The sequence below is a fragment of the Kitasatospora sp. NPDC057904 genome (assembly GCF_042887925.1).
In the GTDB taxonomy this organism is placed as follows: Bacteria; Actinomycetota; Actinomycetes; order Streptomycetales; family Streptomycetaceae; genus Kitasatospora.
Map to the genome: position 1 here is coordinate 75335 of NZ_JBHVOL010000026.1, position 23698 is coordinate 99032.

The 23698-nt window shown below is 71.3% G+C and carries 22 protein-coding genes and 1 riboswitch; of the genes, 9 read left to right on the forward strand and 13 right to left on the reverse strand.

All coding sequences use genetic code 11. From position 1 onward, the window contains the following. Positions 1 to 72 precede the first annotated feature (72 nt). Positions 73 to 1044, forward strand: a complete 972-nt coding sequence (locus ACFVSN_RS38655) for a helix-turn-helix domain-containing protein (protein WP_387958024.1) — start codon at positions 73 to 75, stop codon at positions 1042 to 1044. Positions 1045 to 1104: 60 nt separating this feature from the next. On the opposite strand, the gene ACFVSN_RS38660 is transcribed toward ACFVSN_RS38655, so the two are convergent. The 4 genes from ACFVSN_RS38660 to ACFVSN_RS38675 form a co-directional block, all read right to left on the reverse strand. Beyond that, on the reverse strand, positions 1105 to 1917 hold the full coding sequence (locus ACFVSN_RS38660; RefSeq protein WP_387597522.1) for a histidine phosphatase family protein: 813 nt from the start codon (positions 1915 to 1917) through the stop codon (positions 1105 to 1107). 158 nt (positions 1918 to 2075) lie between these two features. Beyond that, positions 2076 to 3692 carry a monocarboxylate uptake permease MctP gene (mctP, locus tag ACFVSN_RS38665; protein WP_380438524.1) on the reverse strand — a complete coding sequence of 539 codons (1617 nt, stop codon included), beginning with the start codon at positions 3690 to 3692 and terminating at the stop codon, positions 2076 to 2078. Further along, a complete protein-coding gene (locus ACFVSN_RS38670) occupies positions 3689 to 3964 on the reverse strand; it encodes a DUF3311 domain-containing protein (RefSeq protein WP_380438526.1) in 276 nt (91 codons plus the stop codon). Before ACFVSN_RS38670 ends, mctP begins: the two co-directional genes overlap by 4 nt. 319 nt (positions 3965 to 4283) lie before the next feature. After that, complete coding sequence (locus ACFVSN_RS38675) at positions 4284 to 5075, reverse strand: GntR family transcriptional regulator (RefSeq protein ID WP_380438528.1); 792 nt, start codon at positions 5073 to 5075, stop codon at positions 4284 to 4286. Positions 5076 to 5412: 337 nt separating this feature from the next. Between ACFVSN_RS38675 and ACFVSN_RS38680 the strand changes: the two genes are divergently transcribed. The 7 genes from ACFVSN_RS38680 (at position 5413) to ACFVSN_RS38710 (ending at position 15162) form a co-directional block, all read left to right on the forward strand. Continuing rightward, positions 5413 to 6693 (forward strand): extracellular solute-binding protein, encoded by a 1281-nt coding sequence (locus ACFVSN_RS38680; protein ID WP_380438530.1) that lies wholly within the window; start codon positions 5413 to 5415, stop codon positions 6691 to 6693. Positions 6694 to 6846: 153 nt separating this feature from the next. Then, positions 6847 to 7809: a carbohydrate ABC transporter permease gene (locus ACFVSN_RS38685; protein ID WP_380438603.1), complete on the forward strand. Its 963-nt coding sequence runs from the start codon at positions 6847 to 6849 to the stop codon at positions 7807 to 7809. After that, positions 7806 to 8636 (forward strand): carbohydrate ABC transporter permease, encoded by an 831-nt coding sequence (locus ACFVSN_RS38690; protein WP_380438532.1) that lies wholly within the window; start codon positions 7806 to 7808, stop codon positions 8634 to 8636. Before ACFVSN_RS38685 ends, ACFVSN_RS38690 begins: the two co-directional genes overlap by 4 nt. Positions 8637 to 8642: 6 nt before the next feature. Next, the gene (locus tag ACFVSN_RS38695) at positions 8643 to 10196 is read left to right on the forward strand and encodes a glycoside hydrolase family 3 protein (RefSeq protein ID WP_380438534.1); all 1554 of its coding nucleotides are present in this window, start codon (positions 8643 to 8645) and stop codon (positions 10194 to 10196) included. Positions 10197 to 10673: 477 nt separating this feature from the next. Then, the gene (locus tag ACFVSN_RS38700; protein ID WP_380505122.1) at positions 10674 to 11984 is read left to right on the forward strand and encodes an extracellular solute-binding protein; all 1311 of its coding nucleotides are present in this window, start codon (positions 10674 to 10676) and stop codon (positions 11982 to 11984) included. Positions 11985 to 12152: 168 nt separating this feature from the next. Then, positions 12153 to 13211 (forward strand): SIS domain-containing protein, encoded by a 1059-nt coding sequence (locus ACFVSN_RS38705; RefSeq protein WP_380438538.1) that lies wholly within the window; start codon positions 12153 to 12155, stop codon positions 13209 to 13211. A gap of 430 nt (positions 13212 to 13641) precedes the next feature. Next, positions 13642 to 15162, forward strand: coding sequence for a sensor histidine kinase (locus ACFVSN_RS38710; RefSeq protein ID WP_380438540.1), 1521 nt, complete (start codon positions 13642 to 13644; stop codon positions 15160 to 15162). A 429-nt stretch (positions 15163 to 15591) separates the two neighbouring features. On the opposite strand, the gene ACFVSN_RS38715 is transcribed toward ACFVSN_RS38710, so the two are convergent. After that, entirely contained in the window at positions 15592 to 15843 is a 252-nt protein-coding gene (locus ACFVSN_RS38715; protein WP_014138019.1) for a WhiB family transcriptional regulator, read from the reverse strand. Between the two features lie 370 nt (positions 15844 to 16213). Then, positions 16214 to 17185, reverse strand: coding sequence for a diacylglycerol/lipid kinase family protein (locus tag ACFVSN_RS38720; RefSeq protein ID WP_380438542.1), 972 nt, complete (start codon positions 17183 to 17185; stop codon positions 16214 to 16216). Positions 17186 to 17235: 50 nt separating this feature from the next. Between ACFVSN_RS38720 and ACFVSN_RS38725 the strand changes: the two genes are divergently transcribed. Then, positions 17236 to 17679, forward strand: coding sequence for a hypothetical protein (locus ACFVSN_RS38725; protein WP_380438544.1), 444 nt, complete (start codon positions 17236 to 17238; stop codon positions 17677 to 17679). Between the two features lie 49 nt (positions 17680 to 17728). Here ACFVSN_RS38725 and ACFVSN_RS38730 read toward each other — a convergent pair whose 3' ends face one another. The 7 genes from ACFVSN_RS38730 to ACFVSN_RS38760 all read right to left on the reverse strand — a co-directional run bounded on the left by ACFVSN_RS38730 (position 17729) and on the right by ACFVSN_RS38760 (position 23295). Beyond that, entirely contained in the window at positions 17729 to 18721 is a 993-nt protein-coding gene (locus ACFVSN_RS38730; RefSeq protein WP_380438546.1) for a SigB/SigF/SigG family RNA polymerase sigma factor, read from the reverse strand. Positions 18722 to 18893: 172 nt separating this feature from the next. Next, positions 18894 to 19304, reverse strand: a complete 411-nt coding sequence (locus ACFVSN_RS38735) for an anti-sigma regulatory factor (RefSeq protein WP_380438548.1) — start codon at positions 19302 to 19304, stop codon at positions 18894 to 18896. Positions 19305 to 19489: 185 nt separating this feature from the next. Continuing rightward, positions 19490 to 19966 carry a GNAT family N-acetyltransferase gene (locus ACFVSN_RS38740; RefSeq protein ID WP_380505128.1) on the reverse strand — a complete coding sequence of 159 codons (477 nt, stop codon included), beginning with the start codon at positions 19964 to 19966 and terminating at the stop codon, positions 19490 to 19492. A 10-nt stretch (positions 19967 to 19976) separates the two neighbouring features. Continuing rightward, the gene (locus tag ACFVSN_RS38745) at positions 19977 to 20360 is read right to left on the reverse strand and encodes a nuclear transport factor 2 family protein (RefSeq protein WP_380438552.1); all 384 of its coding nucleotides are present in this window, start codon (positions 20358 to 20360) and stop codon (positions 19977 to 19979) included. Between the two features lie 78 nt (positions 20361 to 20438). Further along, on the reverse strand, positions 20439 to 21434 hold the full coding sequence (locus ACFVSN_RS38750) for an ABC transporter substrate-binding protein (protein WP_387958027.1): 996 nt from the start codon (positions 21432 to 21434) through the stop codon (positions 20439 to 20441). 38 nt (positions 21435 to 21472) lie between these two features. Beyond that, positions 21473 to 22237 (reverse strand): ABC transporter ATP-binding protein, encoded by a 765-nt coding sequence (locus ACFVSN_RS38755; protein WP_387958029.1) that lies wholly within the window; start codon positions 22235 to 22237, stop codon positions 21473 to 21475. Then, positions 22237 to 23295 carry a FecCD family ABC transporter permease gene (locus ACFVSN_RS38760; protein WP_387958034.1) on the reverse strand — a complete coding sequence of 353 codons (1059 nt, stop codon included), beginning with the start codon at positions 23293 to 23295 and terminating at the stop codon, positions 22237 to 22239. The genes ACFVSN_RS38755 and ACFVSN_RS38760 overlap by 1 nt, the downstream gene beginning before the upstream one ends. 99 nt (positions 23296 to 23394) lie before the next feature. Then, positions 23395 to 23532: riboswitch (cobalamin riboswitch) on the reverse strand. Between the last annotated feature and the right edge of the window lie 166 nt (positions 23533 to 23698).

Below are 23698 nucleotides of genomic sequence, written 5' to 3' on the forward strand. Positions count from 1 at the left end.
ACGACCGTTTGCCTCGAATTCCTGCCACGCGGCTCTTCCGTCGGCCGAGGTCCGCCGGGCATGCTGATCCGCATGCTCAGGAACGTGGTCGCGGTCGTGCTGGAGGACATCCACCCCTTCGAGCTCGGCGTCGCCTGCGAGGTGTTCGGCCTGGACCGCACCGGCGACGGCCTGCCCGGGTACGACTTCGCACTGGCCGGCGCCCGTCCGGGCCCGCACCGCACCCACGCGGGCTTCTCGATGGACGTCCCGCACGGCCCGGAGCGGCTGGCCGGCGCCGACCTGGTGATCGTCACCGCCTCCGCGATCCGTCCGCGCTACCCGGAACCGCTGCTGGAGGCGCTGCGGGCGACGGTCGCCGGCGGTGGCCGGGTGCTCTCCATCTGCAGCGGTGCCTTCGTGCTCGGCGCGGCCGGACTGCTGGACGACCGCTGCGCCACCACCCACTGGCGGCACACCGAGGAGCTCGCCGAGCGCTTCCCGAAGACCCGGGTCGAGCCGGACGTCCTCTACGTCGACGACGACCCGGTGATCACCTCGGCCGGGACGGCCGCCGGCATCGACGCCTGCCTGCACCTGGTGCGCAGGCTGCAGGGCGCCGAGGTGGCCCGGGCGATCGCCCGCCGGATGGTGGTGGCCCCGCACCGGGAGGGCGGGCAGGCGCAGTTCGTGAACCGCCCGCTGCCCGAGGGCGACGGCGACTCCCTGGCCCCGCTGCTCGACTGGATGCGCCACCACCTGGACCGGGAGTCCACCGTCGAGCAGCTGGCCGCCCGGGTCCACATGTCGCCGCGCACCTTCGCCCGCCGCTTCCAGCAGGAGACCGGGACCACCCCGCACCGCTGGCTCACCGGGCAGCGGGTGCTGCTCGCCCAGCGGCTGCTGGAGTCCACCACCGAATCGGTGGACGCGATCGCCGCCCGCTGCGGCTTCGGCAACGCGGCGGCCCTGCGCCACCACTTCGGGCGCCGACTCGGGACCACGCCGCTGGCCTACCGGCGCTGCTTCGCCGGGCCGGCCGTCGCCGGGGTCCGGCCGGAGTGACGCGCCGGTCCCTCGCCGCCGGGCCCTCACCGTCGGTCCGTCGCCGTCGGTCCGGCACCGTCAGTCCGGCACCGTCAGGTGCCCGGTCTCGTTCCAGTGCGACGGCCGCAGCCGCCCGTCCCGGGCCCGCCACAGGCTGGTGGAACAGTTGTGCACCGGCCCGAGCGTCATCAGCCGCTCCTCCGTGAGCCGGTCCAGCGCGTACCGCAGCATCAGCACGGTGCAGTCGTGCGCCACCAGCAGGACCGGCCGACCGGCCTCCTCCTCGCACACGTCCCGCAGCAGGCTGCGCACCCGCAGCGCGACGTCCGCCCAGGACTCGCCGCCGGGCGGGCGGTAGTACAGCTCGCCCATCTTGCGCCGCCGGGCCGCCTCCTCCGGGTACTTCGCCTCGATGGCGGCCTTCGGCAGCATCTCCAGGACGCCGAGCTCGCGGTCGCGCAGCCGCTCGTCGTGGCGCACCGCGAGCGTGACCGGGACGGCGCCGAGTCCGGCGGCCTGGGCGAGCGCGATCCGGGCGGTCTCGGCGGTGCGCACGTACGGCGAGCACCAGACGCTGCGCGGGCGGTCGGCGCTGGGCAGCGCGGCCCACCAGCGGCCGAGCGCCTGCGCCTGCTGCTGCCCGTGCAGCGACAGCGGGATGTCGGCGTCCCGGCAGCTGATCGGCACGCTGAGCGCGCCGGCCGCCTCGGCCAGCTGGAACTCGACGTTGGCGGTGGACTCGCCGTGCCGGGTCGCGATCAGCACGGACGGCAGCCGCACCGCGGGCGGCTGGCCGTTCGCGGGCTGGCCGTTCGAGGCTTGGCCGTGCGTGGCGACGGACGGACGGGTGGACTGGTGTTGACCGTTGAGGGTGGTGCCGAGTTCTGCCATTGCCGCGAGCTCCCCGTGGTCGATCAGGTGCCGGCCGGTGGTGTCCGGTCCGGTCTGGTGGTGCCCGGCGTGCGCGCCCGCTCATACATATGATCGCGCCGCCTTCTCCCAGTGTTCACGGAGAAGACGGCGCGATCACAGGGCGCGCACGCGGCGAATCAGTGCGCCGCTACGGGCTCCGGCGCGTTCTCCGGCTCGTCGTCGCCGCCGGTCTCGGCGCTGTAGTCGGCCGGCCTCGTCTCGTCCGGGCCGTAGGGCGCCCGGACGGCCCGCAGCACCAGGGTGAGGGCCACGGCGACGACCAGGTTGAGCACGAAGGCGGTCAGGCCGATGTAGCCGTACTGCCCGATCCCGGGGATCTCGGCCGCGTTGCCGCCGAAGTGCTTGGTGGCCGGGCTGGCGATCCCGTACGCCTCCCAGGTGCCGTAGGCCATGCCGGCCGCCCACCCGGCGAACAGCGCCCAGTGGTGGAACCAGCGGGTGAACAGGCCGCCGACGATCGCGACGAAGGTCTGCAGGATCCACAGGCCGCCCAGCAGCTGGAGGTTGATCGCGGCCTGCTTGTCCATGCCGAGCACGAAGACCAGCGCGCCGACCTTGACCAGCAGCGAGACCAGCTTCGCCACCCGGGTCTCGTCGGCCGCGGTGGCGGAGGGCTTCAGCCACTCCTTGTAGACGTTGCGGGTGAAGAGGTTCGCCGCCGCGATCGACATGATCGCGGCCGGCACCAGCGCGCCGATGCCGATCGCCGCGAAGGCGACGCCGGTGAACCAGTCCGGGAACATGTCCGCGAACAGCTGCGGCACCGACAGCTGGGCGTTGAACTTCTTGTCGCCCTTGCTGACGTTGGCCGCGATCGCCATGAAGCCGAGCAGCGCGAGCAGGCCCAGCATCAGCGAGTACGCCGGCATGATCGCCATGTTCCGGCGCACCGTGTTGCGGGACTTGGAGGCCAGCACGCCGGTCACCGAGTGCGGGTACATGAACAGCGCCATCGCCGAGCCGAGCGCGAGCGTCGCGTACGTCCACTGCTTGTCGCCGGGGACGGTCAGCGACCCGGCCGCCTTCGGCGCGCTGAACTTCTGGTGCGCCGCCTCGAAGATGTGGCCGTACCCGCCGAGCCGGATCGGGATGTAGATCACCGCGACGATGATCACGATGTAGACCAGTGCGTCCTTGACGAACGCGATCAGGGCCGGCGCCCGCAGCCCGGAGGAGTAGGTGTAGGCCGCGAGCACGCCGAAGGCGATGAACAGCGGCAGGTCCTTGACGAACCAGTTCGCGTTCGCGCCGCCGCCGACGCCCAGCACGTCCAGCACGGCCTGGATGCCGACCAGTTGGAGCGCGATGTACGGCATGGTGGCGAGGATCCCGGTCAGCGCGACGACCAGCGACAGCGGCCGCGAGCCGTACCGCCCGCGCACGAAGTCGGCCGGGGTGACGTACCCGTGCACCCGGGAGACCGACCACAGCCGCGGCAGGAAGAGGAACACCAGCGGGTAGGCGACGATCGTGTACGGCACCGCGAAGAAGCCCGCCGCGCCGGTGGCGTACACCGCCGCGGGGACGGCCACGAAGGTGTAAGCGGTGTAGAGGTCGCCGCCGAGCAGGAACCAGGTGACCCAGGTGCCGAAGCTGCGGCCGCCGAGGCCCCACTCCTCCAGGTGCTGCGCGTTGTCCGCCCGGCGCCAGCGCGAGGCCAGGAAGCCCATCACGGTGACCAGGAGGAAGAACAGCACGAACACGGTCAGGGCCGGGACGTTGACGTCCTTCATCGCGCGCCACCCGCCTTCGCGGCCCGGCGGGCGGTTGCGCGGGCCTTCTCGTCGCGGTTGATCAGCAGGTACGCGGCGACGGTGAACACGGCCGACACCGGCACCCAGAGCAGCTGGTACCAGTAGAAGAACGGCATCCCGCCCACCGCCGGGCCGGTCTTGTCGTAGGAGGACACCCAGAGCATCGCCACGATCGGCACGAGCAGGGCGAGCCCGGCCAGCACCCGCTCGGGCGTCACCACCGGGAGCGGTGCTCCCGGTGGCTCGGGCATGACATGTTCGGTGACATCGGGATCAGACGGCATCTTCGGCTCCGCTCCGCAGGGTCCACCCCGTCGGCGCCGCAGCCCCCGGGACGCCGTGCGCACCCCCGGGACCCGCCGAGCAGCACCATCGGTGATCGGCTGTCAGTACGGCTGCGCAATCTAGACCATGGAGTGATCCATGTCACTGGGAATGACAGAACTTCCCGCTATCCGGACGCCGTGCGGGCACCCCCACCCGGCGCGCGTTCGCGGATGGGCGCCGGTAAAGACGAAACGGGCACCGGCGCGTGCGCCGGTGCCCGGAATTCGGGAGCGGAGGAGCGGTCTATTCGGGGCGCTTCAGGCGGGTGATGAACTTGTAGCGGTCGCCGCGGTAGATCGAGCGCACCCACTCGACCGGGTTCCCGTCGCCGTCGAAGGAGTGCCGGGAGAGCTGGAGCATCGGCAGGCCGAGGTCCGAGCCGAGCAGGCCGGCCTCGCGCGGGTTGGCGAGGGTGGTCTCGATGGTCTCCTCGGCCTCGGCGACGGTGACGCCGTACACCTCGCGCAGGGCCGCGTACAGGGAGTTGTGCTTGGCGAGGTTGCGCCGCAGGGCCGGGAAGCGCTTGGCGGACAGGTGGGCGACCTCGATGGCCATCGGGTCGCCGTTGGCCAGCCGCAGGCGCTCGATGCGCAGCACGCGCCCGCCGGGCTTGATGTCCAGCAGCGGGGCGAGCCGGTCGTCGGCGGTGATGTAGCCGATCTCGATCAGCCGCGAGGTGGGCTCCAGGCCCTGGGCCCGCATGTCCTCGGTGTAGGAGGTGAGCTGGAGGGCCTGGGCGACCTTGGGCTTGGCGACGAAGGTGCCCTTGCCCTGGATGCGCTCCAGCCGGCCCTCGACGACCAGCTCCTGGAGGGCCTGGCGGACGGTCGTGCGGGAGGTGTCGAACTGGGCGGCGAGGGCGCGCTCCGGCGGGACCGGGGTGCCCGCGGGCTGGGTCTCGGTGAGCTGGAGCAGGTGGCGCTTGAGGCCGTAGTACTTGGGCACGCGCGCGGTCGGGTCGGTGCCGGCCTGCGCGGCGAGGTTCTTCACCTCGGGGTCGTTGACCTGGGCGCTGGTTCCCCCGTCGCTGCTCATCGGACCTGTTCTCCCGCTTCTCGCGGGGCCTTCACCGGCCCCGCCACATCGTTAACGGGTCACATCGTTGCATGTATGGCTACGGAACGAATACCTCATCACGCGATGAACGATGTGCGGTGTCGGCTTGATAACGGGTGGTCCTGATCGGTCGAACAGCCGTTGACAGGCCCATTGGTCTAGGCCAAGCTCCAGGCATCTGGTCTACACCACTAGACCGGTGACTACGAATCCCCCCACCCGTTCGAAGGGGTCCGCGGCACCTTTCCTCCCGCTATGCGTGGGTAAGCCGCTGCCACCCGACGGGGGCAATCCAGGCATCCCTCAGGAGGATGGCGTGAAGCGTCAGCTCATCGCGGCGGTCGGCGTCGCGGCAATGGTCGTGGGTCTCGCGGCCTGCGGCTCGGACGGCAAGAGTGACGACAGCAAGAGCGGTTCGTCCTCGGCGGCCAAGAACTTCGACGGCAAGACCCTCACCGTGTGGCTGATGGACGGCTCCGCCCCGAAGGGCTGGGAGGACAGCGTCAAGGCCGACTTCACCGCCGCCTACCCGGGCGCCAAGCTCGACATCCAGACCCAGAAGTGGAACGGCATCGGCCAGAAGGTCACCGCCGCGCTCTCCGAGGGCTCGGTCGACGTCCTGGAGATCGGCAACACCCAGACGGCGGGCTACGCGGCCACCGGCGGTCTGCTGGACATCACCAAGGACAAGGCCAACGTCGGCGGCGCCGACTGGGCCGCCAACCTGAACGAGTCCTCGATCCTGGACGGCAAGCAGTACGCCGCCCCGTGGTACTTCACCAACCGCGTGGTGACCTACAACAAGGACATCTGGGGCAAGGCCGGCATCACCACCGCGCCGAAGACCCTCGACGAGTTCTACGCCGACCTGGACAAGGTCAAGACCGTCCAGGGCGTCACCGACCCGCTCTACATGCCCGGCCAGGAGTGGTACGCCTACTTCGGCCTGCTGACCAGCGAGGGCGGCAAGTTCGCCAAGAAGGACGGCGACAAGTGGGCCGGCGGCCTGTCGTCCCCCGAGGCGCAGAAGGCCTTCGAGACCTACAAGAAGCTGCAGAGCTACTCGGCCACCGCCCCGAAGGACAAGGACGAGGCCACCCCGCAGCAGAAGGACGTCTTCGCCAAGGGCAACATCGGCACCATCATCGGCCTCGGCTGGGAGATCCCGAAGCCCGAGGAGCTGGCCGCCGACAAGATCGGCTACTTCCCGCTGCCCGGCAAGACCGCGGACAAGCCCTCCAGCGTCTTCCTCGGCGGCTCGAACCTGGCCATCGCCCAGCAGACCAAGAACCCCGAGCTCGCCAAGGGCTTCCTCAAGATCGCCATGAGCGACAAGAACGAGGGCCTGATGGCCGGCGCCGGCCTCATCCCGAACAAGACCTCGCTCAACAGCCAGGTCGTCGGCGACTTCGCCAAGGCCGCCCTGCCGGCCTCGGCCAACGGTGCGACCACCCCGAACGTGCCGACCTGGAGCAACGTCGAGAACGAGCCGAACCCGATCAAGGACTTCCTGACCGCGGCGCTCACCGGCGACTACGCCGCCGCCGCCAAGAAGGCCGACGACGAGATCGCCAAGCGTCTCAACCAGAAGCAGTAAGGCAGTCGAGCGGCGTCGCTCACCGGCTCCCGGCGGGGGGCCGGTGGGCGGCGCCTGTCCGTCGTGACGGGTTGTCAGGAAGAGAGAACGATGGCTGTGCATTCGCAGCGGGTGCAGACACAGTCCCCGGAACCAGGGAAGACCGCGGTGGCAATGACAGACGAGATCGCCACTTCCGGTGCCGAGCGCACCCCGAAGAAGGGCCGCAGACCGGCGGACGGGCCGAGCCTGGGTGCCCGGAGCGCGCCGTACCTCCTGCTGCTGCCGGCCATCGCGGCGACCGTCTTCCTGCTGGGATGGCCACTGCTCAAGATCGCGGTGGTGTCGTTCCAGAACCTCAACAAGCGGCAGTTCATCCAGCACCTGACCGAGTGGAACGGCTTCGCCAACTACACCGAGCAGCTCGGCAGTTCCGAGTTCTGGACGATCACGCTGCGCACGGTGGTCTTCACCGCGGTCAACGTCGTCCTCATCATGGTGTTCGGCTCGCTGATCGGCCTGCTGCTCGACCGGCTCGGCAAGCGGATGCGCCTCGCGCTGTCCGTCGCGCTGCTGCTGGCCTGGGCGATGCCGATCGTCGCCGCGACCACCGTCTACACCTGGCTGTTCGACCAGCACTACGGCGTCGTCAACTGGTTCCTGGACAAGCTCGGCTGGCACTCGATGGCCGACTTCAGCTGGACCAGCGGCGAGTACTCGACCTTCTTCGTGGTCATCCTGCTGATCGTCTGGCAGTCGATCCCGTTCGTGGCCTTCAACACCTACGCGGGCCTGACCACGATCCCCAAGGAGCTCTACGAGGCCGCCCGGATGGACGGCGCCGGCTCCTTCAAGGTCTTCGGCTCGGTGATCTTCCCGATCCTGAAGCCGTTCTTCCTGGCCACGACCTTCCTCGAGGTCATCTGGGTCTTCAAGTCCTTCACCCAGGTCTACCTGATCAACAAGGGCGGCCCGGACGGACTCACCCGGACCCTGCCGGTCCACGCCTTCCTGGAGGGCTTCGGCGCCCAGCGCTTCGGCGTCGGATCCGCGATCGCGGTCCTGACCATCCTGATGCTGAGCCTGCTGATGGCCTACTACTTCCGCATCATCCTGAAGCAGGAGGACGAGCTGTGAGGCGCTCGCTCATCGGACGCACCTGGCCGAACGCCGTCGCGTCGGTCCTGTTGGTCTTCTTCCTTTTCCCCGTCTACTGGATGTTCTCGACGTCCTTCAAGCAGGACAAGGACATCGTCAGCCGGGACCCGGTCTTCCTCCCGCTCGACGGGACGCTGGCCCACTTCGACCGCGCGGTGCACGTCGACCACTTCTGGACGTACGTCACCAACAGCCTGATCGTCACGGCCGGCGCCGTGGTCGGCTCGCTGCTGATCGCCACCCTGGCCGCGTTCGCGATCGCGCGGATGAGGTTCCGCGGCCGCAAGGGCTTCGTGCTGGTCGTCATGGCCGCGCAGATGGCGCCCTGGGAGGTCATGATCATCGCGGCCTACCTGATCGTCCGCGACAGCGACCTGCTCAACAACCTGGTGCCGCTGACCGCCTTCTACATGATGATGGTCCTGCCCTTCACGATCTGGACGCTGCGCGGATTCATCGCCGCCGTGCCGAAGGAGCTGGAGGAGTCGGCCATGGTGGACGGCTGCACCCGCACCCAGGCCTTCGTGAAGGTGATCTTCCCGCTGCTCGCCCCCGGCCTGATGTCGACCTCGCTGTTCGGCTTCATCACCGCCTGGAACGAGTTCCCGCTGGTCAACATCCTGAGCAAGCAGGTCCAGGCGCAGACCCTGCCGCTGTGGCTCTCCTCGTTCCAGACCAACTCCGGCACCGACTGGGGCGCCACGATGGCCGCGTCCACCCTCTTCGCGCTGCCCATCCTCATCCTGTTCGTCTTCCTGCAGCGCAAGGCGGTCAGCGGTCTGACCGACGGCGCAGTGAAGGGCTGAGAAACCGTGAGCATCCTCGTCCCCACCGTCGCCGACAGCGACCAGCTGCACCGCGACGCGCTGACCGTCCTGCAGCCCGGCTTCGTCGGCACCGAGCCGCCGGAGTGGCTGCGCCGTCACCTCGCCGCCGGGCTCGGCTCGGTCGCCCTGTTCGACCGCAACGTGGTCGACCTCGACCAGCTGTCCGCCCTCACCCGGGCGCTGCGGGCGGAGAACCCCGACCTCCTGATCGCCATCGACGAGGAGAGCGGGGACGTCACCCGGCTGGAGGCGGGCTCCGGCTCGTCCTGGCCCGGCAACCTCGCCCTCGGCGCGATCGACGACCCGGCGCTGACCCGGGACGTCGCCCGGGAGCTCGGCCGGGCGCTGGCCGCGGCCGGCGTCAACTACAACTGGGCGCCCACCGCGGACGTCAACTCCAACCCGCGCAACCCGGTCATCGGCGTGCGCTCCTTCGGCGCCGACCCGGAGCTGTGCGCCCGGCACACCGCCGCCTGGGTGGAGGGCCTGCAGTCGGCCGGCGTGGCCGCCTGCTCCAAGCACTTCCCCGGCCACGGCGACACCGCCGTCGACTCGCACCACGGCCTGCCGGTCATCGACGTCGACCTGGACGTGCTGCGGGCCCGGGACCTGATCCCGTTCCAGGCGGCCATCGCGGCCGGCACGAAGGCCGTCATGACGGCCCACATCATGATCCCGGCGCTGGACCCGAAGCTGCCGGCCACGCTCAGCCCGACCGTCCTGCGCGACCTGCTCCGCGCGGCCCCGGCCGACGGCGGCCTCGGCTACCAGGGCCTGATCGTCAGCGACGCGATCGAGATGGGCGCCATCGCCGACACCTTCGGCATGGGCGAGGGCACGGTGCTGGCCCTGGCGGCCGGCGCGGACGCGATCTGCGTCGGCGGCGGCCTCGCCGACGAGGAGACCGTGCTGATGCTGCGCGACGCCATCGTGGCGGGCGTGCGGGCCGGGCGCCTCGCCGAGGAGCGGCTCGCGGACGCGGCCGCCCGGGTGCGGGCGCTCGGCAGCTGGGGCCGGATCTCGGCCCAGGGCGAGCGGCCGGAGCCGGACCTGGCGGTGGGCCTGCGGGCCGCCCGCCGGGCGCTGCGGGTGGTGCGGGCGCCGGGCCGCGAGGCACGGCCGGTGACCGAGCGCCCGTTCGTCGCCTCGTTCTCGGACGAGCCGAACATCGCCGTCGGCGACGTCACCCCGTGGGGCGTGGCCGGCATGCTGGCGGACCGCTTCCCCGGCACCCGCACCCGCGAGGTGTCGGCGGCCGAGGCCGCTCCGGAGCTGCTGGACGCGCTGGTCGCCGAGCTGGTGGCCGGCGCGGAGGGCCGCCGCATGGTGCTGGTGGTGCGCGACGCGCACCGGCACGCCTGGATGTCGGCCGTGCTCGGCCGCCTCGTGGCGGCCCGTCCGGACGCCGCCGTGGTCGAGATGGGCCTGCCCCAGTCCGAGCCGGTCGGCGCGCTGCACATCGCCACCCACGGCGCCGCCCGGGTCTGCGGGCTGGCCGCCGTCGAGGTGCTCACCGGCCAGCCGGGAGCGATCGGCTGAACCTTCGCGGGGACGTCACCGGCCGGGCCGGGGGACGTCGGCCGACGGGCCCGTCATGCGCATGCCGCATGGCGGGCCCGCTCCGTTTCTCGGCGACGTGTCTTCCCGGCACCGTGTTCTCCCGGCGCTGTGGCTTCCCGGCGCCGACCGGCGACGGCGCGCGCATGACCGTGTTCCCTCAAGAGAGCCTTAAATCCAGCTTAAGTTCTACTTAGGGTGACGAGGGCGCGACTGATCGCCACGGGAATGCTTCGCGGTACAACAGCTCTGCAACGGCCGTGGCGGGAAAGGCATTTGGCCGTTGACACCACCATTGGTCTAGGCCAGAGTCCACTCCATCCGGTTCGAGATTCGACCTCGCCGGACGTGGTATCGGCCCTCCCCGAAGCTCTACGCCCCTGCCCGGACCCTCCGCTGCGGGCGCCATCACGCTGCCGGCGGGCACCAACGGCTCTAGCACCCTCGGAGGATGGCGTAATGAAGCGTCAGCTCGTGTCGACGTTCGGGATCACGGCCCTGGCGGTCGGCCTGACGGCCTGTTCCTCGGCCGGCGGACCGGCGGGGGACGCCGGCAGCTCCGCCGCCGACCCGAAGAACGCGACCGGCACCGTCACCGTCTGGCTGATGGACGACGCCCAGAAGAACTGGCCCGACCTGGTGCAGCGGGTCAACGACGACTTCGCGGCGAAGTACCCGAAGGTCACCCTGCGGCTCGCCTACCAGGGCTGGGCGGACAAGGTCGGCAAGCTCGACAAGGCGATCGCCGACGGCACCGCACCCGACGTGGTCGAACTCGGCAACACCGAGACGATGAAGTACGTGCTGTCCGGCGCGCTGTCCCCGGTCGACCGGACCAGCTTCGACAACTCCGACAGCTGGATCAAGGCGCTCGCCAACACCTGCACCTACCAGGACAAGCTCTGGTGCGTGCCCTACTACGCCGGCGCCCGGGTCGCCGTCTACAACGCGACCGCCTTCCAGCAGGCCACCGGCAGCGCCGACTTCCCGAAGACCGAGACCGACCTGACGGCCGCGCTCGACAGGATCGCCGACAAGAACAAGGCGGACCGGAACTACTCCCCGCTCTACCTGCCGGGCCCGTACTGGTACGCGGCGATGAGCTACGTGGCCGCGGCCGGCGGCAGCATCGCCAAGTTCGACAGCTCGGGCAACTGGCACGGCACCCTGCACGACGCCAAGTCCCAGCAGGGCATCGCCCACTTCGCCGACCTGGTCCGCAAGTACAACAAGGGCGACCTCTCGGCCAACGAGCAGAACCAGTACGAGTCGATGGCCCGCGGGCGCACCGCGGCGTTCTACGGCAACGGCTACGAGGCGGCCAGCGTCATCGCGCCGGGCACCGGCGACCCGACCCTCAAGGACGCCGTCAAGGTGGCCACCATGCCCGGCCCGGACGGCAAGCCGCTGCCCACCTTCATCGGCGGCTCGGACCTCGCCGTGACCGCGAAGTCCCCGCAGGTCGCGCTGGCCGCCGACTGGATCCGGATGTTCACCGGTACCAAGTCGCAGCAGGCGCTCGCCGACAAGGACATCCTGCCGAACAACCTCACCCAGCTGAACCCGCTCAAGAGCCGGCCCAACACCGCCGCCGCGGCCAACGCGGTGCCGGACGCCTGGTTCACCCCGCTGGCCCCCGGCTGGGGCGCGGTCGAGAAGCAGAAGATCATCCCGGACATGCTGACCGCGATCCTCAAGGGCAAGTCGGTGGACCAGGCCACCAAGGACGCCGACGCGGCGATCGACCAGCTGATCAACAACCCGTCCTGAGGCGTCGGCCGCCCGCCGGCCCGGGACCGGGGCGAGCAGGCGGGCCGCCGCCCCCGTAGGATTGCGGCAGGAATCACCGCAGCGAGTGTGCGGACTCGCCGCCGTAGAGGTCCCCGCCGGGCAGTCAGGCCCGAGCGGGGTCGAACCACTCATCGGAGGCACATCCAGATGTCCGACACGCAGACTGTTTCCGTCCCCGGCCGGATCATGGCGGCGGAGATGGCCGAGCAGCCGGCCGTCCTCCAGCGCATCCTCGACGAGGGCGCCCCGAAGATCCGCGAGGTCGCGGCCGAGATCGCCGCCCGCAACCCGCGCTTCGTCCTGCTGACCGCGCGCGGCACGTCCGACAACGCGGCGCTGTACGCCAAGTACCTGATCGAGATCCTGCTCGGCAAGCCGGCCGGCCTGACCTCGATGTCCACCACCACCGCCTACGGCGCCACGCCGGACCTCACCGACTGCCTGGTGATCACGGTCAGCCAGTCCGGCGGCTCGCCGGACCTGGTGGCCTCCACCAAGGCCGCCCGCGAGGCCGGCGCGATCACGCTCGCCGTCACCAACAACGCCGCCTCGCCGCTGGCCGAGGTCTCCGAGTTCCACATCGACGTGCTGGCCGGCCCGGAGAAGGCGCTGCCCGCGACCAAGACCTACACCGCCGAGCTGCTGGCGCTGTACCTGCTGGTCGAGGGCCTGCGCGGGGGCGACGGCTCGGCCGCCAAGGAGCTGCCGGCGCTGGCCGCCGGCGTCCTGGCCCGCCAGGCCGAGGTGAAGGCCCTGGCCGAGCGCTACCGCTTCGCCCAGCGCCTGGTCATCACCTCGCGCGGCTACGGCTACCCGACCGCCCGCGAGGCGGCGCTGAAGCTCATGGAGACCACCTACATCCCGGCCTCCCCGTTCTCCGGCGCCGACCTCCTGCACGGCCCGCTGGCCATGGTGGACAACGTCTCGCCGGTCATCGCGATCGTCCCGGACGGCAAGGGCGGCGAGGCCCTGCAGCCGGTGCTGGACCGCCTGCGCGGCCGCGGCGCGGACCTGGTCGTCGTCGGCCAGCAGGCGCAGGTGGACGCCGCCTCGGCGGGCTTCGCGCTGCCGGCCGGCGTGCCCGAGGAGGTGCAGCCGATCCTGGAGATCCTGCCGCTGCAGCTGCTGGCCTACGAGGTCACCATCGCCCGCGGCCAGGACCCGGACGCCCCGCGCGCGCTGGCCAAGGTCACCGAGACGCACTGACGCCCGCCGACAGCAGAACCGGCCCCCCGTCCACAGCCTGTGGACGGGGGGCCGGTTCTTTGAGCGGCGGGACATGGTCGGGGTTCCCGGGGCACCGCACCCGGAAAGCACTACGGGCCACGGCGCCGACACGGGACCCTCAACCCATGCGGCACCGCAGCCCGGAGCTGTCGTCGGGCACCGGAGTCGACCGAGAACTGTGCGGGGTCCTCGCTCGGTGGCGTCCGACCGAGGAGCGGCCGCGCGCGGTCAGGGCAGTTGCGCGGTGGGCCTCTCCTTGGTGCCCTTCCATTGTGGACTAGACCAATCTCGGTTGTCCAGGCCGCTCGGCACATTGGTCTAAACAACTCCCCGGGGTCGGCGCGGGGTCGGCCGGTCCACTCCCCGGTCCGCCGCGCCCCCGCCCGACCGGCGGCGATACCCTCGCCATGTGCCCTCGCTGAACGAACTCGTCCGTCGCCACACCACCCTGACCGGGGCCGACGTGGACTGGCTCCACAACCTGGTCTCGGAGTGGCAGCTGCTGTCGGACCTCTCCTTCGCCGACCTCGTGCTGTGGATCCCCACCTGGGACGGCATCCGGTACGTCTCGGTGGCCCAGATGCGGCCCAACACCGGCCCGACCTCCTACCAGGACGACATGGTCGGCCACCTCGTCCCGCGCGGCCGCCGCCCGCTGCTGGACGCCGCGTTCGACGAGGGCCGGATCGTGCGCGAGGGCGACCCGGAGTGGCGCGAGGAGGTGCCGGTCCGGGTCGAGTCCATCCCGGTGCGGCGCGAGGGCAAGGTCCTCGGCGTGATCGCCCGCAACACCAACCTGCTGACCGTCCGCACCCCCAGCCGGCTGGAGCTCACCTACCTGCAGAGCGCCTCCGACCTCGCCCAGATGATCGCCGCCGGCAGCTTCCCGTACCCGGGCGTCGAGCAGGTCGACATGGACGCCGCCCCGCGCGTCGGCGACGGCCTGATCCGCCTCGACGCGGACGGCATCGTCACCTACGCGAGCCCCAACGCGCTCTCGGCCTACCACCGCCTCGGCCTCACCACCGACCTGGTCGGCAGCCACCTCGGCCGCGCCACCGCCGACCTCGTCCCGCCGTCGCGCGCGGCCGTGCACGAGGCGCTGGTGAAGCTGGCGAGCGGGTGGGCGCCGCGGCAGACCGAGATCGAGGTGCAGGGGGGAGTGGTGACCCTGCGGGCGATCCCGCTCAAGCCCAAGGGGACGCTGACCGGTTCGCTCGTGCTCTGCCGGGACGTCACCGAACTGCGGCGCCGCGACCGCGAGCTGATGACCAAGGACGCGACCATCCGGGAGATCCACCACCGGGTGAAGAACAACCTGCAGACCGTCGCGGCCCTGCTGCGGCTGCAGTCGCGCCGGATGGAGTCGGAGGCCGGCCGGGCCGCGCTGGACGAGGCGGTGCGCCGGGTCGGCTCGATCGCGATCGTGCACGAGACGCTCTCCCAGGCGCTCGACGAGCAGGTGGCCTTCGACGAGATCGCCGACCGGGTGCTCGCGATGGTGATGGAGCTGTCCCAGGACGGCCGGGTGGAGACCCGCCGCACCGGCAGCTTCGGCATCCTGTCCGCCGAGGTGGCCACCCCGCTGTCGATGGTGCTGACCGAACTGCTGCAGAACGCGCTGGAGCACGCCTTCGGTCCGAGCGCCTCCGGCCACCTGGAGGTCAGCGCGCTGCGCGGCCGGGCTCCGGCCACCGGCATGGGCTGGTCGGACAGCTGGAACGGCGGCGCCCGGCCGGAGGAGTACCTGCTGATCACCGTGCAGGACGACGGCCGGGGCGTGCCCGAGGGCTTCGACCCCCAGACGGCGGGCAACCTCGGCCTGCAGATCGTGCGCACGCTCGCCACCGGCGAGCTGGGCGGCACGTTCGACATGGTGGCCGGGCCGAACGGCGGCACCAAGGTGATCCTGGAGATCCCGGTGCGCTGACCCGATCCGCCGACCCGATGGGTCGATGCGTTGTGGTGCGCGTCGGGGCGTGCGCCCGGCCGAAGCGCCGGGTGCGCACTCCGCGCGCCCCGGTGGCAGCCGGCAACCGGGCGCGGAAACAGAAACGAGGCCCTGTCGACCGGGGGGGGTGGGTCGACAGGGCCTCTCAACCCGTTCCGGCCGTCGGGGGGAGTCGGCCGGAACGGGGGCTCTGGGTGATGCGACACCGCTCGGTGCGTTGCACACGGTGAGCGCCTCAGCTCCACAATATTGCTCTAAGTGAACAGTATCAAGTGGCTGGACGGACCGGTGTCGCAGGACTTTGCCGAGCAAGGTCCTTTGTGCGGAAGGCTTCACCAGGAACTGCAGGGAAGCCTTTGATCATGTGTTGATCGGTACTGCGGTCACTGCTGGTACTACGGCGTGTGATCAGGCGGTGCGGGCGCGGTTGCGGGCGGCACGACGCTTCATCGCGCGACGCTCGTCCTCGCTCATGCCGCCCCAGACGCCGGCGTCCTGGCCGGTCTCAAGAGCCCACTGCAGACACTGCTCCATGACCGGACAGCGGCGGCACACGGCCTTGGCTTCCTCGATCTGCAGCAGAGCAGGACCGGTGTTCCCGATCGGGAAGAACAGCTCCGGGTCCTCTTCGCGGCAGACAGCGCGGTGGCGCCAGTCCATGGTCGTCCAACTCCTCCTGCCGACGGGGGTGGCCCTGATCGGCATAATCGATGGCTTGTGAATGTGAACGCTTTCACGAATCCCGCAACAGCAAAAGAGACCAAAGGCCCGCCGGGCCCGGGTGGTCTGTGCTGGGGAGGGATTCGGCGATTCGAGGGACGCCCCGCGGTCGGCCTCCGTCAGGTGCTGAGGTTGCCGTCGCTGCGATGTGTCCCGATCGCCATGTAGAGGTTCGCAAACCTCGGGCTCGGATACAACCCCCTTCGGGGAGGAATTTTTGATTCTTCGGTGTCGCCTAGCTCACAGCCAGTACTTCTATGGAGTGAAGGGGGCTTGTGCGTTCGAGAAGAAGGGCGAACCCCACTTCCGGTCACACAATCACACGCAGTGCCCGCCGTACGCCTGTGAAACTGACGCGACTCCTGTCTCCAAGATGGTCCCCGTCGACCTGAAACGGCACTGGTTCCTCTGAAACCAAGGTGAAGTGTCTGACGTCGTGATAGGAGACGACGTGCTTCCCGGAGGGCCCGGCCGACGGGGCGCCGTCGCTCGAAGGCGCGTACGACCGCAGGATCTGACGGACCGTTCGAGCAGTACCGAACGCGGTCATCCGGGTGATGCCGAAGACGTCGAGATCCGTGTCGAAGGAGGCGAGCGGCGAGGGGTAGACCGGGCGGTTGCCCAGGAACGTCCACGGCGACGTGTTGCTGACTATCGCCAGCACCAGGCCCGGAACGGCCTCGTGGCCCGGCAGGCGAAGGGCCACCGGGCCGGAACGGCGCTGCTCACGCTGGGTGATGTAGTGCCGGACCGCCTGGCCGATGTAGAGGGCGTGGGTGGACTTGCGCCCGGCCCTGCGCTGCTCCTCGACCCGGCCGACCACCCCGGCGTCGAAACCGAGGCCGGCGGTGAAGGTGAACCAGCGGTCCGGCAGTCCGCCGGTCATCGCCTTGCCCAGGCCGATCGGGCGCTCGCGCCCGTGCTCCAGCGCGTTCAGCAGCGCCCCGGTGGCCTCCACCGGATCGTTGGGCAGGCCCAGCGCGCGGGCGAACACGTTGGTCGAACCGCCCGGCACCACGGCCAGTCGCGGGACCTTCTCGCCCGGGCCGTGCGACAGCAGCCCGTTCACCACCTCGTTGACGGTCCCGTCGCCGCCCAGTGCCACCACCAGGTCGACCGTGCCGTCCTCCGCGGCCTCGCGGGCCAGGTCGCGCGCGTGGCCGCGGTAGGCGGTCTCCGCCACCTCCAGCTTGAGGTCGCTGCGCAGGGCGTGGATCAGTACGTCCCTGGTGCGGCCACTGGTGGTGGTGGCCTTTTGGTTCACGACCAGGAGAGCGCGCATGGGGAAAGCCTACGGGTCGGTACGGACCAACCGGCGGCTACCCTGCTGGAGTGACCGCAGAATCCTCCGCCCCCGTACCCCCGGCGTCCGCGCCCGCGGCCGGCCGGGCCCGCCCGGTCGCCCTGACCGCCGGTGCCGCCATCACCGCCCTGGAGGGCGCCGCGCTGGCCGTCGTCGGCGTCTCGGACATGGTGTCCGCGCTGTCCGGCCAGGCCAAGCAGCTCGCCCTGAACGAGTTCGGCGGCGCGGTCATCGTGCTGCTCGGCGTGCTGCCGGTGCTGGCGGCCCTGGCCCTGCTCAAGGGGCGCCGCTGGGGCCGCAGTCCGGCGGTGCTGACCAACTCGATCTGCCTGCCGGTCGCCTACTACATGGTGAAGAGCGGCGGCGCGATGATCGGCGTCGGCGTGCTGGTCGGCCTGCTCGGGCTCGCGGGCATCGTCGCGCTGCTGAGCCCGAAGACGACGGCGGTCCTGTACGCCGAGCACGAGGGCTGAGCGCGCAGGACCGCCGGACGGCCGGCCGCTCGCCGAGCGGCCGGCCGTTCTACTCCTCGACCAGGAGCTTCTCCCGGAGCTGGGCCAGCGTGCGGGCCAGCAGCCGGGACACGTGCATCTGGGAGATCCCCACCTCGGCGGCGATCTGCGACTGGGTCATGTTGCGGAAGAACCGCAGCACCAGGATCTTCTGTTCCCTGGGCGGCAGTTGGGCGAGCAGCGGCTTGAGCGACTCGCGGTACTCGACGCCCTCCAGGGCCTCGTCGGTGGCGCCCAGGGTGTCCGCCACGGCCGGCGACTCGTCGTCGCTGTCCGGGACGTCCAGCGACAGCGTGGAGTACGCGTTGGCGGACTCCAGGCCCTCCAGGACGTCCTCCTCCGAGATGCCCAGGTGCTCGGCCAGTTCGTGCACCGTGGGGGAGCGGCCGTGCCGCTGGGAGAGCTCGCTGGTCGCCGTGGTGAGCGACAGCCGCAGCTCCTGGAGCCGGCGCGGTACCCGGACCGCCCAGCCCTTGTCGCGGAAGTGGCGCTTGATCTCGCCGACGATGGTCGGCGTCGCGTAGGTCGAGAACTCGACCCCGCGCTCGTGGTCGAAGCGGTCCACCGACTTGATCAGCCCGATGGTGGCGACCTGGGTCAGGTCGTCCAGCGGCTCGCCGCGATTGCGGAAGCGCCGGGCCAGGTGTTCGACCAGCGGGATGTGCATGCGCACCAGCTGGTTGCGCAGCTCGACGCGCTCCGGGGAGCCCTCGGGCAGCGCGGACAGCCGCACGAACAGCGCCCGGGCGGCCTCCCGGTCGGGTGCCCCGGTGCGGTGCGAGCCCTGGGCGGGCACGGCGCCGTGCAGGTCCGCGGCCCCGTCCGCCGGCTCGGGCGGGGTCGGGGAGGCGGGCGTCGGCTCAGACGTCGGCTCGGTCGGCTGGCTCATCCGGTGGGCGTCCTTCGGGTGCGCTTCGTCGTTGGCGGCGAGGCCGGGAACGCTCGCCTGGGTCGGTACGGCAGGGCCCGCCGTCGCGAGGCCGGTACGGTCCAGATCACTCACGGCCATTCCCCCGTTCCGTTCCGGGAGCACCGGGGCCGTCGGCCCCGGATTCGTCTCTGTGGTCGTACCGCGTGGTGGGCGGTACCGGGCGCCGCCGGGCCGGCCCCGGGTAGGGGTGCCGGCCGACGGCCCTTGCGCGCGGTGCTGCCGGCGGCGCTGCCGGCGAGGCCGGCTAGTGGGCGGCGGAACCGCCGCGCTTCTTGTGCAGGCTGATCGAGACGGTCTTGTCCTCGCCCACCGAGGAGTCCACCTCGCCGGCCAGGGCGGAGAGGACCGTCCAGGCGAAGGTGTCCCGCTCGGGTGCCTTGCCGTCGGTGGTCGGTGCGGCGACGGTCACCTTGAGCGAGTCGCCGACCAGGCGGAACTCGCAGGAGAGGACGGAACCGGGCACCGCCTGCTGGAGCAGGATGGCGCAGGCCTCGTCCACCGCGATCCGCAGGTCCTCGATCTCGTCCAGCGTGAAGTCGAGCCGGGCGGCCAGCCCGGCCGTCGCGGTGCGCAACACGGAGAGGTAGGCCCCCGCCGCGGGCAGCCGGACCTCCACGAAGTCCTGAACTCCGAGATCGCTGTCGATCTGGGACACCCTTGCCTCCTGGGTGACGCGCTGTGCTTGCTTGGTACCTCTGGTGGTACCCCTGTTCGCACCCCGTTTGTACCCCCTCCGGGGGGTCTGCCGCGATACCGGTGCGAGAGTTACTCATGGTAAGGCATCGCGACGCAGGGTGGCAGGGGTTCGGGGCAGCTGATCAGCGCATTCTCAGCGCTTTCTCAGCGGCTCCCGGCGGCGGTGAGGGCGTCGCCGGTGAGCCGGTACACGGTCCACTCGTCCATCGCCACCGCGCCGAGCGCCTTGTAGAAGTCGATCGAGGGCTCGTTCCAGTCGAGCACCGACCACTCCACCCGCGAGTAGCCGCGCTCCACCGCGATCCGGGCCAGCTCCAGCAGCAGCGCCTTGCCGTGGCCGCCGCCGCGGGACTCCGGGCGGACGTACAGGTCCTCCAGGTAGATCCCGTGGGTGCCGCGCCACGTGGAGAAGTTGAGGAACCAGACCGCGAAGCCCACCGGTTCGCCGGTGGCGTCGTCCTCGGCGATCAGGCCGAACAGCGCCGGTGCGGGGCCGAACAGCGCGTCGTGCAGCTGTTCGTCGGTGGCCACCGCCTCGTGCGGGGCCTTCTCGTACTCCGCCAGTTCGCGGATCATGGCGCGGATGACGGGGACGTCGGTGGGGAGGGCGGTGCGGATCATGCGGCCGAGCCTACTGGCCGGGACCGGTCTCGTCCCAGGCCTGGACGGAGGTCTGGTCGACGATCCGTCCGTCCCGCAGGTCGGCCATGGAGGTCATCAGGACCCGCACGCCGTCGGGGTAGCGGCAGGACTCCATGAAGGCGACGTGGTCGCCCTGGACGACCACCTGTTCCAGCGTGTGGGTCATCTCGCGCCCGTAGACGTCGCTCAGCATGGCCCCGATCTCGTCCCGCCCGTGCATCACCAGGGGGTGGCTGGGCTGGGTCCGGTGGTCGACGACGCGCAGTTCCGCGTCCTCGGCGTACAGCGTGAGCAGGATCCCGGCGTCGCTGCGTTCGATGCCCTCGCGCAGGGCGCGGGGGTCGAAGGCCGTCGGCGCCGCCATGGCGGTCATGATGTCGCTCCTCCGGTCGGGGTCCGTCGGTTCGTACTCCGAGCGTACGCCCGGCCGGAGGGGCCGGGGCGGGGCCGGTCAGCCGCCCTGCCCGCCGCGCAGGTACGCGGCGAGCGCGGTGATCGCGGCCGGGTTGCGCGGGCTCTCGACGAGGTCGGCGTAGTCCAGGACGAAGATCCGGTCGTTCCTGATCGCGGAGACCCCGGCCAGCGGCGGGAAGGACTTCAGGAACGCCCGCTTGGCGTCCGCGCCGGTGTCGCCGTAGTTGTTGATGACGATCACCTCGGGGTCGCGCCGGACGACGCTCTCCCACCCGGTGGTGATCCAGGAGTCGGCGACGTCGCCCATCACGTTGCGCCCGCCGGCCTTCGTGATGATCTCGTCGGCCGCGGCGAACTTCCCGGCGGTGTACGGCTTGTCCTGCCCGCTGTCGTACAGGAAGACGGACGGCCGGCGCTCGGGCTGCGGGACGGCGGCGACCTGCGCCTTGAAGTCGGCGATCAGCTTGTCGGACCAGTCCTTGACGTCGAAGATCTCGCCGAGGTTGGCCAGGTCGGTGTAGAGCGCGTCCAGCGGGGACATCACACCACGCTCGGTGCCCTTGCCGCTGCGGCAGGACTCGGTGAGCACGTACGAGCCGACGCCGACGGCCTTGAGCGCCTCCGGGGTGAAGCCGCGGCCCTCGTCGTAGCCGTAGTGCCAGCCGGCCAGGACGAGGTCGGCCTTGGCATCGAGCACGATCTCCTTGGTGATCTGCGCCTTGGAGAGCCACGCGGTCCGCTGGTAGCCGTCCTTCCAGGCCACCTGGTCGATCCGGCCCTTGTCGTCGGGCATCACGTAGCCGGCCATCCGGTCGGCGAGGCCGAGGGAGAGCATCAGCTCGGTGATGCCGACGTCGTAGGTGACCGTGCGGGCGGGCTTCTGCGGGAAGGTGAGCTTCGTGCCGCAGTTGTCGACGGTCACCGGGTAGTGGGCGGACGCGTCGGTGGCCCCGCCGCCCGGGGCGATCTCGGCGCCGCAGGCGGTGAGTCCCAGGGCGAGCAGGACGGTGGCGGCAACGGCCTTGGTGCGCAAGGGGGTTCCTCGGGGTCGATGAAAGGGGTGACGGCCGGTCAGAGCCGGTCGAAAAGCAGGTGGACGGCCCCGGTCCCCGGGTGCCGCACGGGGGTGGCCCGGACGCCGAACACCTCGGCCAGCAAGCCGGGTTCGAGCACCTCTGCGGGCGGCCCGGAGGCGACGATCCGCCCGGCCCGCAGGACGTACAGCAGGTCGCAGTGCCCGGCCGCCAGGTTGAGGTCGTGCAGCGCGGTGAGCACCGTCGGCCCGGCCGCGCGGACGAGCGCCAGGACCTCCAGCCGGTGCCCGATGTCGAGGTGGTTGGTGGGCTCGTCCAGCACCAGCAGGCGCGGCTCCTGGACGAGCGCGCGGGCGATCAGCACGCGCTGCTTCTCGCCGCCCGACAGGCCCAGGAAGCCGCGCTCGGCGAGGTGCCCGGCGCCGACCCGGCGCAGCGCCTCCGCGCAGCGCCCGAGGTCGCCGTCCGACGGTCCGCCGAAGCCCCGCCGGTGCGGCAGCCGGCCCATGGCGACCACCTCGGCCACCGTGAAGTCGAACTCGGCGGAGTGCTCCTGCGGCAGCGCGGCCACCCGCCGGGCGGCCTCGCGCGGGGCGAGCGCGTGCAGGTCGTCGCCGCCCACCAGGACGGCCCCGGCGGCGGGCCGCAGGGCCCGGTAGACGCAGCGCAGCAGCGTCGACTTCCCGCTGCCGTTGGGCCCGACGAGCCCCACTACCTGCCCGGCGGAGGCCTTCAGGGCGATGTCGTGGACGAGCCGGGTGCCGGCCAGCTCCACCGAGACGGAGTCGAGGGCGAGGTCCATCAGCGGCCTCCGAGCGCGTGGCCGCGACGACGCATCAGCAGCAGGAAACAGGGCACCCCGAGCACCGCGGTGACCACCCCGACGGGCAGTTCGGCCGGGGCGAGCAGGGTGCGCGAGACGATGTCCACCCAGACCAGCAGAAGCGCCCCGGCGAGCGGCGCGACCAGCAGCACCCGGCGGTGCCCGGCGCCGACCAGCATCCGCGCGAGGTGCGGGACCATCAGCCCGACGAAGCCGATCGCCCCGCTGACGGCGACGACCGTGCCGGTGACGGCGGCGGTCACCACGAACAGCTCGCGGCGCAGCCGGTCGGGGTCGACGCCGAGCGAGGCGGCGGTCTCGTCGCCCATGGCCAGCGCGTCCAGCCGCCCCGCGGTGCAAGCGAGGTGGGCGAGTCCGGCCAGCACGGTGGCGGCGGCGATCGGCACCGAGCCCCAGGTCGCGCCGCCGAGGCTGCCGAGCAGCCACATCATGGCGTCGCGGGCGGCCTCGCCGCGGGCGGCGGCGAAGACCATGAGCGCCGTCAGCGCGGAGAAGCCGTACGAGAGGGCGGTGCCGGTGAGCACGAGGCGCAGTGGGGTGAGTCCGAAGGCGGTGCGCGCGGCCAGGTACACCAGCACCATGGCGATCAGTGCGGAGCCGAACGCGGAGGCGGAGATCGCCCACACGCCGAGCGAGGCGAAGGCGCCGAGCAGCAGGACGGCGTTGGCGCCGACGGCGGCGCCGGAGGAGACGCCGAGGACGAACGGGTCGGCGAGGGCGTTGCGCACGAGGGCCTGCACGGCGACCCCGGTGGCGGCGAGCCCGGCGCCGACCACGGCGGCCAGGACGGTGCGCGGCAGCCGGATCTCCCAGACGATCGCGTACGCGGCGGCCTCCTCGGTCTCCAGCCGACCGCCCGTCAGTCCGGCGCCGAGCAGCCGCAGGACGCGCGTCCAGCCGAGTCCGGCGGAGCCGAGGGCCACGCCGCACACGAGGGAGAGCAGGAGGGCGGCGGCCAGGCCCGCGGCGAGGGGCACGGCGGGTATGCGGCGGGAGTCCGGTGGCCTTCTCACGATCTGTTCGGGCGCCTTGCCTCGGGCCGTGGGTGTGCCGGGGCCGGCGCCGGCCGGGTGCGGGCCCGGGCGCCATCCCCTCGCAGTCCTCGGCGAGTTGTCGGGAGTTCAGCGGCCGGGGGCGATCGGGCTGGCACGGCCCCGGGGGCGTGCTCACCGTTGCGGGTCAGCGCCGGATTCACACCGGACTTCTCCCTCGGACGCCTTGGCAGCATAACAGCCAACACGGCAATGCAGTCCTTACAGGTATGTGTACGGAGATGAACGGACGTGAACGCACGGCCCGGACGCGCGAAAGCCCCCGCCCGGTGGGGCGGATTCTTGGGGTCCTCGCAACACCTGATGGCTTACGTGGTCGTCAGTAGATCACGCAGGCGCTCGGCTGGGGTTCTCCAGCCGAGCGTTT

Excerpts from the sequence above, each read along its gene's own strand:
- ACFVSN_RS38655 (WP_387958024.1), top strand. The coding sequence starts at position 73 with ATGCTCAGGAACGTGGTCGCGGTCGTGCTGGAGGACATCCACCCCTTC.
- ACFVSN_RS38660 (WP_387597522.1), bottom strand. The coding sequence starts at position 1,917 with ATGGCAGAACTCGGCACCACCCTCAACGGTCAACACCAGTCCACCCGT.
- mctP (WP_380438524.1), bottom strand. The coding sequence starts at position 3,692 with ATGAAGGACGTCAACGTCCCGGCCCTGACCGTGTTCGTGCTGTTCTTC.
- ACFVSN_RS38670 (WP_380438526.1), bottom strand. The coding sequence starts at position 3,964 with ATGCCCGAGCCACCGGGAGCACCGCTCCCGGTGGTGACGCCCGAGCGG.
- ACFVSN_RS38675 (WP_380438528.1), bottom strand. The coding sequence starts at position 5,075 with ATGAGCAGCGACGGGGGAACCAGCGCCCAGGTCAACGACCCCGAGGTG.
- ACFVSN_RS38685 (WP_380438603.1), top strand. The coding sequence starts at position 6,847 with ATGACAGACGAGATCGCCACTTCCGGTGCCGAGCGCACCCCGAAGAAG.
- ACFVSN_RS38700 (WP_380505122.1), top strand. The coding sequence starts at position 10,674 with ATGAAGCGTCAGCTCGTGTCGACGTTCGGGATCACGGCCCTGGCGGTC.
- ACFVSN_RS38705 (WP_380438538.1), top strand. The coding sequence starts at position 12,153 with ATGTCCGACACGCAGACTGTTTCCGTCCCCGGCCGGATCATGGCGGCG.
- ACFVSN_RS38715 (WP_014138019.1), bottom strand. The coding sequence starts at position 15,843 with ATGGACTGGCGCCACCGCGCTGTCTGCCGCGAAGAGGACCCGGAGCTG.
- ACFVSN_RS38720 (WP_380438542.1), bottom strand. The coding sequence starts at position 17,185 with ATGCGCGCTCTCCTGGTCGTGAACCAAAAGGCCACCACCACCAGTGGC.
- ACFVSN_RS38740 (WP_380505128.1), bottom strand. The coding sequence starts at position 19,966 with ATGATCCGCACCGCCCTCCCCACCGACGTCCCCGTCATCCGCGCCATG.
- ACFVSN_RS38745 (WP_380438552.1), bottom strand. The coding sequence starts at position 20,360 with ATGACCGCCATGGCGGCGCCGACGGCCTTCGACCCCCGCGCCCTGCGC.
- ACFVSN_RS38755 (WP_387958029.1), bottom strand. The coding sequence starts at position 22,237 with ATGGACCTCGCCCTCGACTCCGTCTCGGTGGAGCTGGCCGGCACCCGG.